11 protein-coding genes are annotated in these 14,001 nt (G+C 33.7%); 4 read left to right on the top strand and 7 right to left on the bottom strand.

Annotation, left to right across the window (positions count from 1 at the left end):
• Positions 1–39: 39 nt before the first annotated feature.
• The 3 genes from obgE to hpt form a co-directional block, all read right to left on the bottom strand.
• The gene (gene obgE / locus ACYSNM_RS02330; RefSeq protein ID WP_461755455.1) at positions 40–1,041 is read right to left on the bottom strand and encodes a GTPase ObgE; all 1,002 of its coding nucleotides are present in this window, start codon (positions 1,039–1,041) and stop codon (positions 40–42) included.
• A 67-nt stretch (positions 1,042–1,108) separates the two neighbouring features.
• On the bottom strand, positions 1,109–1,687 hold the full coding sequence (locus tag ACYSNM_RS02335; RefSeq protein WP_461753854.1) for an adenylate kinase: 579 nt from the start codon (positions 1,685–1,687) through the stop codon (positions 1,109–1,111).
• Positions 1,688–1,720: 33 nt separating this feature from the next.
• The gene (gene hpt, locus ACYSNM_RS02340; RefSeq protein ID WP_461755456.1) at positions 1,721–2,254 is read right to left on the bottom strand and encodes a hypoxanthine phosphoribosyltransferase; all 534 of its coding nucleotides are present in this window, start codon (positions 2,252–2,254) and stop codon (positions 1,721–1,723) included.
• 538 nt (positions 2,255–2,792) lie between these two features.
• Between hpt and ACYSNM_RS02345 the strand changes: the two genes are divergently transcribed.
• A complete protein-coding gene (locus tag ACYSNM_RS02345; protein ID WP_461755457.1) occupies positions 2,793–3,947 on the top strand; it encodes a 5-(carboxyamino)imidazole ribonucleotide synthase in 1,155 nt (384 codons plus the stop codon).
• 3 nt (positions 3,948–3,950) lie between these two features.
• A complete protein-coding gene (gene purE, locus ACYSNM_RS02350) occupies positions 3,951–4,430 on the top strand; it encodes a 5-(carboxyamino)imidazole ribonucleotide mutase (RefSeq protein WP_461755458.1) in 480 nt (159 codons plus the stop codon).
• A 100-nt stretch (positions 4,431–4,530) separates the two neighbouring features.
• Here the strand turns inward: purE and ACYSNM_RS02355 are convergent, their stop codons facing one another.
• The gene (locus ACYSNM_RS02355; protein WP_461755459.1) at positions 4,531–5,604 is read right to left on the bottom strand and encodes an acyl-CoA dehydrogenase family protein; all 1,074 of its coding nucleotides are present in this window, start codon (positions 5,602–5,604) and stop codon (positions 4,531–4,533) included.
• A 172-nt stretch (positions 5,605–5,776) separates the two neighbouring features.
• Here ACYSNM_RS02355 and ACYSNM_RS02360 point away from each other — a divergent pair, with 172 nt between their 5' ends.
• Positions 5,777–7,804, top strand: a complete 2,028-nt coding sequence (locus tag ACYSNM_RS02360; protein ID WP_461755460.1) for a M3 family metallopeptidase — start codon at positions 5,777–5,779, stop codon at positions 7,802–7,804.
• Positions 7,805–7,887: 83 nt separating this feature from the next.
• Here ACYSNM_RS02360 and ACYSNM_RS02365 read toward each other — a convergent pair whose 3' ends face one another.
• The gene (locus ACYSNM_RS02365) at positions 7,888–9,456 is read right to left on the bottom strand and encodes a M20/M25/M40 family metallo-hydrolase (protein ID WP_461755461.1); all 1,569 of its coding nucleotides are present in this window, start codon (positions 9,454–9,456) and stop codon (positions 7,888–7,890) included.
• A gap of 237 nt (positions 9,457–9,693) precedes the next feature.
• On the bottom strand, positions 9,694–11,259 hold the full coding sequence (locus ACYSNM_RS02370) for a M20/M25/M40 family metallo-hydrolase (RefSeq protein ID WP_461755462.1): 1,566 nt from the start codon (positions 11,257–11,259) through the stop codon (positions 9,694–9,696).
• A gap of 323 nt (positions 11,260–11,582) precedes the next feature.
• Between ACYSNM_RS02370 and ACYSNM_RS02375 the strand changes: the two genes are divergently transcribed.
• Positions 11,583–12,491: a DMT family transporter gene (locus ACYSNM_RS02375; RefSeq protein ID WP_461755463.1), complete on the top strand. Its 909-nt coding sequence runs from the start codon at positions 11,583–11,585 to the stop codon at positions 12,489–12,491.
• 95 nt (positions 12,492–12,586) lie between these two features.
• Here the strand turns inward: ACYSNM_RS02375 and ACYSNM_RS02380 are convergent, their stop codons facing one another.
• Positions 12,587–13,978, bottom strand: a complete 1,392-nt coding sequence (locus ACYSNM_RS02380) for a leucyl aminopeptidase family protein (RefSeq protein WP_461755464.1) — start codon at positions 13,976–13,978, stop codon at positions 12,587–12,589.
• Between the last annotated feature and the right edge of the window lie 23 nt (positions 13,979–14,001).

Genomic DNA, 14,001 nt, shown 5'->3' on the forward strand with positions numbered 1-14,001 from the left:
ATCTTAAAAAAATCGGCTTTTAATAGCTTCTAGCTAATATTATTTTGTTAGCATTTGCCAAAGTTTATCTTTCAGCTCTACTAATCCTTTATTTGCTACGGCAGAAATAAAAAGATAAGGAGTGTCTTTAAACCCTTCATTTAATTGTGGAGTCAATTCCTCAATTAATTCTTCATCTAACATATCACACTTAGTAATAGCAATTAAACGATCTTTGTCTAACATCTCCGGATTATATCTTCTTAACTCATCTAATAAAATCTCGTATTCCTTTACGATATCTTCTGCATCGGCTGGAACCATAAATAATAAAGTTGAGTTTCTTTCAATATGTCTTAAGAAATAATGTCCAAGACCTTTACCTTCGGCTGCCCCTTCAATAATACCAGGAATATCCGCCATCACAAAAGATTGGAAATCTCTATAAGCTACAATTCCTAAGTTTGGTTTTAAAGTGGTAAACGGATAATCCGCAATTTTAGGCTTTGCTGAAGTTAAAACAGATAATAGAGTCGATTTTCCAGCATTTGGAAATCCAACTAAACCTACATCTGCAAGAACTTTCAATTCTAAAACAATATCTAGTTCTTGGGCAGGAATACCTGGTTGAGCATAACGTGGAGTTTGATTAGTTGAACTTCTAAAGTGCCAGTTTCCTAATCCTCCTTTACCACCTTCAGCTACTATTCTCTTTTCGCCATTTTTAGTAATTTCGAAAAGTACTTCACCAGTTTCTTTATCTTTCACTACTGTTCCTAATGGAACCTCAATATAACGATCTGCACCATCTGCACCAGTACTACGAGAACTCGCTCCATCTCCACCGTGTTCAGCTTTGATGTGTCTAGCAAACTTTAAATGATAAAGTGTCCACAGGCCTTCATTTCCGACAATGTAAACATGTCCTCCACGTCCACCATCACCTCCATCAGGTCCACCTTTTTCAATAAATTTTTCACGGTGTAAATGCGTGGATCCTCTACCACCTTTACCAGAGGCTACATATATCTTTACGTAATCTACAAAATTCCCTTCAGTCATAATCGATGTTTTTTTTCCACTTGTCTTGTTATATAAACAGGACTTTGAATAACCTTTAGTATAAAACTTACTTTATAATGTTATCGATAACATTATTTAATCTTTCTGTTACTTCATGGATTTCTCCAATACCATTAATTGCATTATACTTATTTTCTTTAGTATAAAAATCAATTAAAGGAGCTGTCTTCTCATTATATTCTTGATAACGGTTTCTAATTTTCTCCGCATCTTGATCATCGCTACGACCACTTGTTTTTCCTCTTTCTAGAATTCTTTCTACTAAAACCTCATCATCAGCATCGATACCAACAGTACCAACAAAACGAATGTTTTTTTGTTTTAGTAATTCTTCTAAAGCTTCAGCTTGCGTAATAGTTCTTGGGAAACCATCAAATAAAAAACCAGCTTTATCCATATTCTTAGCAACTTCATCTGCTAGCATATCAATTGTAATTGAATCTGGAACTAATTCTCCTTTATCAATAAAAGCTTTTGCTTTATTACCTAATTCTGTAGCATTTTTCAAATTGTAACGAAAAACATCTCCTGTTGATATATGAGTCAGGTTATATCTTTCTTTAAGAAATTCTGCTTGTGTACCTTTACCAGCACCTGGTTTTCCAAATAAAACTATTGCAATCATTTTGTATTGTTTACCTTTTAGTGTATTGTTAAATTATTCTTTTATCTGATAAATCTCCGCTAAATTACGTCCGTGTTTATCATAATCCATTCCATATCCTACGATGAACTTATTCTCAATTTCAAATGCTACATAATCTAAAACTATGTCTTTATCATAAGCTTCAGGCTTTAAGCATAACGTAGCAATTTTCACTTCTTTAGTTCTTTGTTGATCAAACAGCTTTTTCAAAGCCACTACTGTATTACCAGTATCAACTATATCTTCAATAATAATTACTACGCGATCTGTTACATCGATATCTAATCCTAGTAATTGATTCACTTGATTCGTACTCTGTGTTCCTATATAGGAAGCCATTTTCACGAAACTTATCTCACATGCTCCTTTATAATGCTTTACTAAATCTGAAAGCACCATGAAAGATCCGTTTAACACTCCAATGAATACAGGTACTTCTCCTTGTAAATCCACTTCTATTTCACTAGCTAATTCCTTTAACCTAGTTTGAATCTGTTCCTCTGAAATAAAGGGTACAAATTTCTTGTCTAAAACTTGTATTTCCATTGTTTTGTAATTTGATAAAGTGCAAATATACAAAAAGAAAGAGTTTTTTTATTACTTTTCGCCTAAAGGATTTGATTTCCTATACTAAGTAGGATGGGGTTTCTATGCACTTAAATTACAAAGACAATCTTTAAAAACACCTCATCTCCTCAAAAGCTAACTTATCTATTTACATCCTGTATTCTTATCTATCTCTAAGAAGGGCAAATCAGCAAAAAAGTCAGGATAGAAAAGTATTAGTTACAGGAATCTACCTTGCTAATGCTAAGAAATTCGCAACCGCTATTATTTCAAATATAGTTTATTTTTCAATAGGTTAAAAAGATTATTTAACTTTTTATTAGTAATGTTTTCTATCACCAACCTACCTTAATGGAATAAGTTCCAACAAATCTGAAACTTCCTAAATATTCCTTTTAAAAATTAACAAATTAAAAATCAAACTAAAAATTATACTAAGCTTTAGAAGGTATTGTAACATTGCTATATTTTTTTACTTTTTTGAAGTATCTTTGCAACATAACTATACAACGACACAATGAATTACTTTTCCTCTGATTTCCGTTTAGGAATATTAGGTGGGGGTCAATTAGGTAAGATGCTACTTAGTGAAACCCGCAAATTTGATATAGCAACCTATATCTTAGATCCTAGCAAAGATGCACCTGCTCAGTTTGGAGCAACTAAGTTTGAGCAAGGAGATTTAATGGATTTCAAAACGGTATATGACTTTGGAAAACAAGTAGATGTACTTACTATTGAAATTGAAAATGTAAACTTAGATGCTCTAGAAAAACTAGAGGCAGAAGGAGTTAAAGTATATCCTTCAGCAAAAACACTTCGTTTAATTCAAAACAAAGCAAAACAGAAAGCATTCTATATCGAGAATCAAATTCCAACAGCTCCTTTTACGCGTTTTGAAAATCTTGAAACACTAAAACAGAGTATCTTAGACAAGCAGATAGCTCTTCCTTTTGTTTGGAAAGCTGCCCAATTTGGATATGATGGCAATGGTGTAAAAGTGGTACGCAATATAGAGGACTTAAACACTCTTGCTGATGGAGAATGCATTGCAGAGAATATGATTCCTTTTAAAAATGAATTAGCTGTAATTGTTGCTAGAAGTGCTAGTGGACAAGTGACTACTTACCCAGTAGTAGAAATGGAATTCCACCCTGAAGCCAATCAAGTCGAGTATGTTATATGTCCTGCTAGAATTGATAAAGAAGTTGCAGAAAAAGCCATTCAAGTAGCTTTAAAAGCTTCTCAATGTTTTGATCACGTTGGATTATTAGCTGTAGAAATGTTTCAAACTAACCAAGATGATATCTTAGTTAATGAAGTAGCACCGAGACCGCACAACTCTGGACATTACAGCATAGAGGCTAGTTTTACTTCTCAGTTCGAACAACACATACGTGCAATTTTAGATTTACCTTTAGGTAGCTCAGAAAGCAAGTTAGCTGGTATTATGGTTAACCTAGCTGGAGCAGAAGGCTATACTGGCCAAGTTCACTATAAAGGAATGGAAGAAATCTTAAGTATCCCAGGAGTAACTCCACATATATATGGAAAAAGAGATACACGTCCATTCAGAAAAATGGGACATGTTACTATCGTAAACCAAGATATGCAAAGCGCAAGAGAAATTGCACAAAAAGTAAAACAAACAATCCAAGTTATAAGTAAATAAACTATGAAAATAGCCGTTGTAATGGGTAGTATTTCTGACATGCCTGTCATGAAAGATGCCATTGATATTATCAAAGAATTTGGTGTTGATGTAGAAGTTGATATTGTATCTGCACACAGAACTCCAGAAAAACTAGTTGACTTTTCTACCAATGCACATAAAAACCAGATCAATGTAATTATTGCTGGAGCAGGTGGAGCAGCTCATCTTCCAGGAATGGTAGCTTCTATGAGCCCACTACCAGTTATTGGAGTACCTGTAAAATCAAGCAACTCTATAGATGGTTGGGATAGTGTTTTATCTATCTTACAAATGCCTGGAGGAGTTCCTGTAGCAACTGTAGCTTTAAATGGAGCTAAAAATGCAGGTCTTTTGGCTTTACAAATTCTTGCTAGTCAAAACCAAGAATTATTAGACAAAATGATAGCATATAAAGAAGGTCTAAAACAAGCAGTATTAAAAGCAGCTCAAGACCTAAAATAATAATTATTGACTTCCAGTAAATCCTCTCACTTACAAAAGAAGATTACTGATTATTAAATAAAATAAGCTCGGCTATTAGTCGAGCTTATTTTATTTATACCTAACATTGCTCTCTTATAAATAAGCTATGCTGACAAGCGGTAATTAAGTCACTATAGATAAGTTGAAGACAGGAGTTTCGTCTACATAATTCTAGTCCTAAATAAGGGAGAACTTGGTTTAAACTATTCCTACCTTCATAGACAAGATCTTTACATAAAGTATTAATTTTAACTATATCTTCTTTGGTAAAACTAATATCATTTTGCACCTTATCCCAAATTACACGGGCAAGAGAATAAAAAGCTTCTCTATGTTGTTTCACACTAGACTCTATCGTATCCACAACAGACAAATGCAATTCTAAATAAGGGTTAGAAGGCAGTTCTAAAAAGTATTTCTTTGCTTGATCTAAAAAATTTTGTTGCATGCCCAAATGATTTACAGCTAAAGTAAAACGTGCAAAACTAAAAAACGGAAAACGATAAATAGCATTTGTATTAAAACTAGCCTGCTTTACAATACTAAACACTCGATTTTCCCCTACTTGAACATCTTTAACACTAAAACCATGGCTACCTGTAGCCTTTAATCCAATCATATCCCAATTTCTATGAATGGTTATTTCATCCTCAAAAAAATAAAAAGAGCGGTATAAATCACTCCCATCAGGATTCTTCAAAACTATACCATCTTGAATAATTTGACAGTTAGCAGTAAAGATAGTGGAGTGCTCCAAGCCTGTGACAATATTCCATTGACCATTTACAATATATTCTTCTCCTATTTTATGGGCTATACCCCCTACTTTGCCACTCCCTCCGAAACAAACCTTAGGATTAGAAAAAATATCCTCACATACCGCGGGTTGTAAATAACCCGCAAACATATTAGCACCACTACATAAAGTAGTAGTCCATCCTAAACTACCATCAATATAAGCTAAGGATTCTTGGATTTCTAAAGCCTTTATAAAATCTAACTCTAAGCCGTTATACTGCTTTGGCACAAACATATTAAATAAATTGTGCTTAAATAAGATATCCAACTGTACCTTGGTTAAGCTACCTTGGTTATTAGCTAATAGAATTTGCTCTCTTAAAAGACTTTGCTCCTCTTGACTTAAAATAGACATAGTTTAATGTTTTTATGTACACCAAAATTATAGCTTTTGCACAAAACAAAAAAACACCTTCTGAGCAATTCACCTTTGACTATAAAACAAGAAATATTCCCAATCCTTTAACAGCTTACTTCTATAAAAATCCTTACTTTTATACTATTACCTATTTAATTTTTTTAAAAACATGTCAATTTTAAATAAACCTTTTCAAACTAAATTGGAAAGCATTCCTTTTAGTGAGATAAAAACACAAGATTACAAAGAAGCTTTTACCAATGCTATTACACAAGCAAAATTAGAAGTCAATCAAATTATAGACAATAAAGAACAGCCAACTTTTGAGAATACTATAGAAGCTCTTGCTTTTACAGGGATGCATCTAGAGGTGCTTTCTAACTTATTCTTTAACCTCAACTCTGCTGAAACTAATGACCAAACGCAAGAAATTGCCCAGGAAATTGCTCCGCTATTAACACAATTCAGCAATGATATTACATTAAATGAAGATCTTTTTAAAAGGATAAAAACGGTTTACCAGCAAAAGGATAGTTTAACTCTTACACAGGAGCAGCAAACTTTATTGAATAAGAATTATCAAGACTTTGTACGTAATGGAGCACTGCTAAATGATCAGGAAAAAGAGGCCTTAAGAAAAATCGATACAGATTTAGCAACTACTTCTTTAGACTTTGGTCAAAATGTACTTGCTGAGACAAATAATTATCATCTGCATATCACCGATGAAAAAGACTTAAGTGGTTTACCAGCTACAGAAATTGAGCAGGCAAAAATAACCGCTTCAGACTTAGGTAAACAAGGATGGGTCTTTACTCTAGACTATCCTAGCTATATTCCTTTTATGACCTATGCGGACAACCGTGAACTACGAAAAGAATTAGCCATAGCCCAAGGAGCCAAAGGATTTCAAAATAATGCACATGACAACCAAAAAAATGTTATTAAGTTAGTAAACTTACGTCATCAAAGAGCTAACCTACTTGGTTATCCTACACATGCAGATTTCGTTTTAGAGCAAAGAATGGCTCAAAACCCAACAAAGGTATTGACCTTTTTAAATGACCTATTAGTAAAAGCTAAACCAGCAGCATTAAAGGAAGTAGAAGAATTAACTCAATTTGCTAAAGAATTAGATCAAATTGACACCCTACAAAAATGGGACACAGCTTATTATTCAGAAAAACTAAAGCAAAAACGCTTCAATTTAGATGATGAAATTTTAAAGCCTTACTTCTCTTTAGAGAATGTATTACAAGGGGCTTTCGCTGTAGCAAATAAACTTTTTGGTTTAAAATTTGAATTGGCAAAAGACATCGATACTTATCATGAGCAAGTAGATGTTTACCAAGTTTTCGACGCAGACAATAACTATATCAGTCTTCTATACACAGACTTTTTTCCTAGAAAAGGCAAAAGAAATGGGGCTTGGATGACTAGTTTTAAGAGTCAATATATTTTAAACAACCAAAATAATCGACCACATATCTCTATAGTATGTAATTTTACTAAACCTACTCAAACAAAACCTTCACTTTTAACTTTCAATGAAGTGACAACCCTATTCCATGAGTTTGGTCATGCCCTACACGGTATGTTAGCCAATACAACTTATCCAAGCTTGTCTGGAACAAATGTTTATTGGGATTTTGTAGAACTTCCAAGTCAGATTTTTGAAAACTGGTGTTATGAAAAAGAAGCATTAGAACTGTTTGCTAAGCACTACCAAACCAAAGAAGTAATTCCTATGGAATTAATTGAAAAAATCAAACAAAGTGCTTCTTTTCAACAAGGAATGGCAACTATACGTCAAATAAGTTTTGGTCTTCTAGATATGGGATACCATAGCCAAGATCCAAGTAAAATTGAAAGTATTAAAGATTTTGAAGTACAACAATTCCAATCTACTGCATTATTTCCAGATGTAGAGCAAAATGCAATGAGTACTTCCTTTTCTCATATTTTCCAAGGTGGATATTCTTCAGGGTACTACAGTTATAAGTGGGCAGAGGTTTTAGATGCAGATGCATTTGCATACTTCCAAGAAAAAGGAATCTTTAATAAAGAAGTGGCTACTAAATTCAAAGAAAATATCTTATCGCAAGGAGGAACTAAACATCCAATGGACTTATATATTAATTTCCGTGGGAAAGAACCTAAGGTAGATCCTTTACTAAAAAGAGCTAATTTACTTTAATAAAAAAAACAGCTTGTAGAATTCTACAAGCTGTTTTTTATTACAACACATTTATATATACTTTTTATAAAAGCCTTAATAAATTAATAGTCGAAAGTACGCTTTGGTCCTTTACTCTCTGGCCACTGTAAACGAGTACCATCTTTTAATAAAGGTAAAACTGCTCTTTCATTGCTTACTTTATCTTCTTGCTCACTCGCCATATAAACTAAGATTGCAATTAGTATAGCATTATTTTGAAGGTCATCATACACTAACTTATCTGCTGTATCACGATTAGTATGCCATGTATAGTTTCCATACCCCCAACCTAATGAACTTAACATAAAAGCAGGTATATCTTTACTTACAAAAGAAATATGATCCGAGCTACCACCTATAGCGCTTCCTGGGAAATCTGTTTGTAAATCCTTTTTATACTCGCTAGGAACATTAGATAACCAATCTCCTAAAAACTCATAAGAATGTAAGAAACCACGACCTGAAATATTAGCTATACGCCCTGTACCATTATCTTGGTTAAAAACTACTTGTATTTTATCGTGTAATTCTGGGTGATCTGCTACAAAAGCTCTAGATCCGTTTAATCCTTGTTCTTCACTACCCCAGTTACCAACTAATATAGTTCTCTTTGGATTTGGCAATACTTTCTTTAAAATACGCATTGCCTCCATCATGGTAATAATTCCTGTACCGTTATCGGTTGCTCCTGTTCCACCATCCCAGCTATCTAAGTGAGCAGATAAAACTACATACTCATCCTTTTTCTCATTCCCTGGGAATTCAGCTATTGTATTATATGTAGCTACTGTTCCAAGATCTTTACTCTTTGTATTGATCTTAATAGTAGGCTTTTTACCATTCTCAACTAAACGGTATAGTAAACCATAGTCTTCTAAAGCGATATCTACAGCTGGAATTTTATCTGTATGAGCAGCAAAAACTTTATTAGCTCCAACTACTCCACTCCAGTTAGAAGTTACGATTCCAACAGCTCCTGCCTCTTCTAATGCACGAGGAAGAGTCTTTGCAGTATATCCTGTATTCTTAATACGATTAGACCAATTCTTAGTATCCTCTTTCTTTTGATCTACCATCTTTTGATAAGACTCTGGTGTAGCATACTCTTTCCACTGATAATCTGGTCTTCCAGTCTTTTGGTGCATAGAGATCATCACGATTTTCCCCTTGATTGTTTTTAACCAAGCTTCGAATTCTGCTTTATTTTGAAAGTCTTCTAGAATTACTACTTCTGCTTCAACGCCATTTTTCTTACTCGCAGGACTCCATGCAAGCTGCATTCCTTCAATAGTATGCACTCTAGGAGTTAACATAGTTATTTCAGAGGTTCCTCTTTCCCAACCTTTCCAAGTACCATACTCTTCATTACGCGCATCGATTCCTAGGTCATTATATTTGTCAATTACCCAGTTGTGTGCTTGCATCATCTCTGGAGTACCTACTAAACGAGGTCCAATAACATCTAAAAGTTCAAAAGAATATTCTTTTAAATGGGAGTTTTCTGTTCCTTCTTTAATAATAGCATCTATAACTGGATTGTTATTTTGCGCTAGGACAACCGATCCACATAAAAGTGCTACAGCTAGTACGCTTTTACGAATTTGTGTACTTAACTCTACGTTAATTTTCATATTTTAATAGTTTAAGGTTTTGTTTGCGAGGCGGAAATTAAACAAATACTCTTTCACTTACAAATAAATAAAAAAACAACTTCACAATAAAAGAAATAATTAATTAAACTTTTATCAAAATAAACACATAATAATAAACTATACCCTACTCATAACTATATTATAGCTATGTACTAGATTGTTATTTAAGATAATTTTATGTAAAAAAAGCTATCCAAATATTGGATAGCTTTTATACTATTTAAAGGTTCTTTTAGGCCCTTTACTGGTAGGCCAAGCCTTTTTATTACCTTGTGCATCGGTAGGAAGCTCAATTTTCTCTCTAGATGTCTGCTCTTCTTGCTCACTTGCTTTATAGGCCATAATTGCAATTAAAATGGCATTACTTTTTACATCATCAAACACAATCTTATCATAGGTATCTCTATTAGTATGCCATGTATAATCAGAGTAGCCCCATTCTGTCGAGTTTAAAAAGAAAGCTGGAACATCTTCGCTAACAAATGCTGCATGATCGGATCCTCCTTCAGAAGGAGCTGCAGGAAAATTAGTTTGTAAAGCTTGTTTATGCTCTTGTGGCACCCCGGATAACCAATCGGAAATAAAGGCGTAAGAATGTAAAAATCCTTCTCCTGGTAAATAATCAATTCTACCTGTACCTGCATCTTGGTTTAAGAGTACTTGAATATTAGGAAGAATATCTTTATTATCCTCTACAAAAGCACGAGAACCATTTAGTCCTTGTTCTTCACTCCCCCAATTTCCAACTAAAATAGTTCGTTTAGGATTAGGTAATACTTTTTTCAATATCCTAACTACCTCCATCATAGTGATAACTCCTGTCCCATTATCGGTTGCCCCTGTTCCTCCATCCCAACTATCTAAGTGCGCAGATAAAACAACATATTGATCTGGGTACTTACTTCCTTTAAATTCAGAGATAGTATTAAAGGTAGGAACTTCTCCTAAATCTTTACTTTGTACGTTAACATTGATTGTAGGGGTTTTACCATTTTGAGCTAAACGATACAATAAACCGTAATCTTCATTTGAAATATCAATTGTTGGTATTTTCTCACTTATAGAAGAGAAAATTCTATTAGCTCCAATTGTACCAGTCCAATAAGACATTACAATTCCTGCTGCTCCAGCTTGCTCTAAAACTAGAGGTAATTCTCTACTAGTATAACCAGTCTTTTCTATTCGTTTATTCCAATTTTCAATAGTTTGTTTTTTGGTTTCTTGCATCTTCTGATAAGACTCCTTAGTTGCATATTCTTTCCATTGGTGATCAGGACGCCCTGATTCATGGGATAGAGAAATCATTACAAACTTTCCTTTGATGGTCTTCAACCATTGAGCAAATTGCTCTGGGTTGTCTACATCCTTTAAAATTACTACTTCCCCACTAACACCATTTTTTGCAGTTGATGGACTCCAAGCCAATTGGGTAGCTTCTAAAGATTTAATCCTTGGTGAAAGCATGGTAACATTTGTTGTACCTCTTTCCCAGCCTTTCCAAGTTCCATACTGCTCATTGCGCGCTTGTAATCCTAAATCCTGGTATTGATCTACTACCCAGTTATGGGCTTGCATCATTTGAGGAGTACCTACAAGTCTTGGTCCAATTACATCTATTAACTCAAAGGCATATTGTTCTAGGTGAGAATTTTCACTAGCTTCTTTTACAATTGCCTCAATAATTGGGTCAGATCCCTGTGCATTAGACCATGTGCTAAACAAAAGTGCGGCTCCAATAATTCCCTTAGTAGCCATGTTAGTCCAACAAATCTTAAATTTCATAATGGTTAGTTTATAGTTTTAAAAAGGGAAAAGTACATATAAATGTATAAAAGACCAATGTATTTTTTAACATTATTAAAAAAACACAACAGCCTGCTATTTACATAAAACACAACTATTAAACAACAATAAATAGACTTCTGTAATAAATTTAATTAAAATGAAGTAAAATAATAACTTAAAATAAAATTAGACAGATTAAACCGTTAAATAAAACAAATAAATCTCATCCCTTAGCATACCCTATATCTCACTAGCTTAATATGCACTAGTAACTAAAGAAAATCTTGGTTTATATTTGCAAAAAAATATTTTAAACAATAATGAAAAATCTTAAAGGAATTATTTACGCTTTAATTTCCTCTGGTACTTTTGGTTTAGTACCTCTTTTCTGCCTTCCTTTAATGGTGGAAGAGTTGCGCCCAAAGGATATGGTAACCATAGGTGTTCCTACCATTTTATTTTATCGCTTTTTTTTCTCTAGTATGACCATGGGTGCAGTTTGTGCCTATAAAAAGATAAGCTTGAAAATCCAACTAAAAGATTTACTAACTATTTTATTTTTAGCATTACTTTATGCTGCTACGGCAAAATATCTAGTAGATTCTTATGAATATATAGCAAGTGGACTTTCTACTACTCTGCATTTCTTATATCCTTTATTTGTAAGTGCAGTTATGATCTTCTTTTTTAAAGAAAAGAAATCCCCTGTACTACTATTAGCAAGTATCCTTTCCCTTATTGGTGTAGGTCTTATGTGTATTCATGGACAAAGCTCACCGGCTTTACTTAAAGGACTAGGGCTATCTGCTATTACCATTTTCACTTATGGCCTTTACATTGTTGGATTGAATAAATCCAGGATAGCTACTCTACCTTTTGAAACGCTGACTTTCTATGTGCTTTCCACTGGAGGATTAATTTTCTTTTTCTATGCTTTATTAACTACAGGAATTCAACCTATTTATCTAGCTAGTGATTGGATTAATCTTTTATTATTAGGATTCTTCGCTACTTTTATCTCAGATATATGTTTAGTACTAGCTGTTAAATATGCCGGAAGTACAATTACCTCCATACTTGGTTCAATGGAACCTTTAGTTGCTGTTGTAATTGGAAGCATATTCTTCCACGAATACTTCAGCCTTTATAGTGCATTAGGACTAGTACTGGTTCTTGTAGCTGTAACTTTGGTGATATTATGGAATAGCAAGACTAACCAACCCCAATAAATACACTATACTTACTTTGCTAGCTCGGCTACAAAGTAATGAAAATAGAAAAAGGGCAAAAACTATGTTTTTGCCCTTTTATTTTATTGATTTTCTTAACCCTGGTAATTAGCCAAAAAGTTAACTAATGTTCTCACTCCACTTCCAGTTCCTCCAACTCCTTTGTAATCTCTAGGAGAATCCATCCAAGCTGGTCCTGCTATATCAATATGCACATAAGGATATTTAGCAAAGTGTTCTAAGAATTTACCTGCAGTTATACTTCCTGCGAATCTTCCTCCAATATTTTTCATATCTGCTACATTACTCTTCAATAAGTCTTTGTAGTCATCCCAAAAAGGAAGTTCACATAAACGCTCATGAACCTTAAAACCAGAATTAACTAACTCGCCTATAATTTGTTTATCATTCCCCATAATACAAGAAGCTAGATCTCCTGCCACAACTAGAGCTGCACCTGTTAAAGTTGCTGCATCTATAATTACTCTAGGCTGGTATTGATTTGCATAAGCAATAGCGTCAGCTAAAATCATTCTACCCTCTGCATCTGTATTTAAAACCTCAACAGTCGTACCATCATACATTTTAATAACATCCCCAGGAGCATAAGCATCTCCACCTGGACGATTATCCGTTGCCGGAATTAAACCTATTACATGTACATCAAGCTGATTTAATGCTGCAACATAAATTGCTCCAGCTACACAAGCAGCACCTCCCATGTCACTTTTCATGCTATCCATTGAACCTTGTGTAGGCTTTAAACTAAGTCCTCCTGTATCGTATACAACTCCTTTACCTACCAAAACAATTGGCTGTTTATTGATTGGATTCTCTGGCTTATATTCCATAATAGTAAAAGTAGGTTGCTCAACAGATCCTTTATTCACTGCTAATAAGCCCCCCATTTTCAATTCCTCTAAGGCCTTCTTATCTAATACATTAATTTTCAAACCTTTTGCTTTATCTAAAGCCTTAATTTGGTGAGCTAATTGAGTTGCAGTTAAAAAGCTTACAGGTTCATTTACCATATCACGCGCCCAAAAAACCCCTGAAATAGTATTATTTAGATCCTTTATTTGCTTTTCATTAAAGCTACCTACCAAATATATTTTATCTAGTGCATATTCTTTGCTTTGTGCATCTTTAAAGTATTTTAAGAACTGATAATTAGATAAGGCCAAACCTTCCGCTAAAGCGATAGTTGCTTCCCCTTGTCCTATAATACTAATTTGTTCTACTTCTTTATCTAGGGTTTGACGAATAAAAAATCCATCCAAACGCATTTGTTCTAAATCACAATCTTCTTTGATAAAGAAATAGTAACAACTTCCTATTTTAGCATAATCCTTCTTCTTTTCACTATGAATAAAGTCCTGTACAAAGCCCTCTAAAGCTGGACTTATACTAGGATGAGATTTAAAATCCTTATTCATTACAAAAACCATGTTCCCATCAGCTTTTACAGCAGATAAAATTTCAATCATAATTATTATTTTATTTTTTTACA

The sequence above is a fragment of the Myroides sp. LJL116 genome, from assembly GCF_054871685.1.

Bases quoted from the DNA above. Each gene is read 5' to 3' on its own strand.
- ACYSNM_RS02335 (WP_461753854.1), bottom strand. From the start codon at position 1,687: ATGATTGCAATAGTTTTATTTGGAAAACCAGGTGCTGGTAAAGGTACA.
- ACYSNM_RS02365 (WP_461755461.1), bottom strand. From the start codon at position 9,456: ATGAAAATTAACGTAGAGTTAAGTACACAAATTCGTAAAAGCGTACTA.
- purE (WP_461755458.1), top strand. From the start codon at position 3,951: ATGAAAATAGCCGTTGTAATGGGTAGTATTTCTGACATGCCTGTCATG.
- ACYSNM_RS02370 (WP_461755462.1), bottom strand. From the start codon at position 11,259: ATGAAATTTAAGATTTGTTGGACTAACATGGCTACTAAGGGAATTATT.
- ACYSNM_RS02375 (WP_461755463.1), top strand. From the start codon at position 11,583: ATGAAAAATCTTAAAGGAATTATTTACGCTTTAATTTCCTCTGGTACT.
- ACYSNM_RS02345 (WP_461755457.1), top strand. From the start codon at position 2,793: ATGAATTACTTTTCCTCTGATTTCCGTTTAGGAATATTAGGTGGGGGT.
- ACYSNM_RS02355 (WP_461755459.1), bottom strand. From the start codon at position 5,604: ATGTCTATTTTAAGTCAAGAGGAGCAAAGTCTTTTAAGAGAGCAAATT.
- ACYSNM_RS02360 (WP_461755460.1), top strand. From the start codon at position 5,777: ATGTCAATTTTAAATAAACCTTTTCAAACTAAATTGGAAAGCATTCCT.
- ACYSNM_RS02380 (WP_461755464.1), bottom strand. From the start codon at position 13,978: ATGATTGAAATTTTATCTGCTGTAAAAGCTGATGGGAACATGGTTTTT.
- hpt (WP_461755456.1), bottom strand. From the start codon at position 2,254: ATGGAAATACAAGTTTTAGACAAGAAATTTGTACCCTTTATTTCAGAG.
- obgE (WP_461755455.1), bottom strand. From the start codon at position 1,041: ATGACTGAAGGGAATTTTGTAGATTACGTAAAGATATATGTAGCCTCT.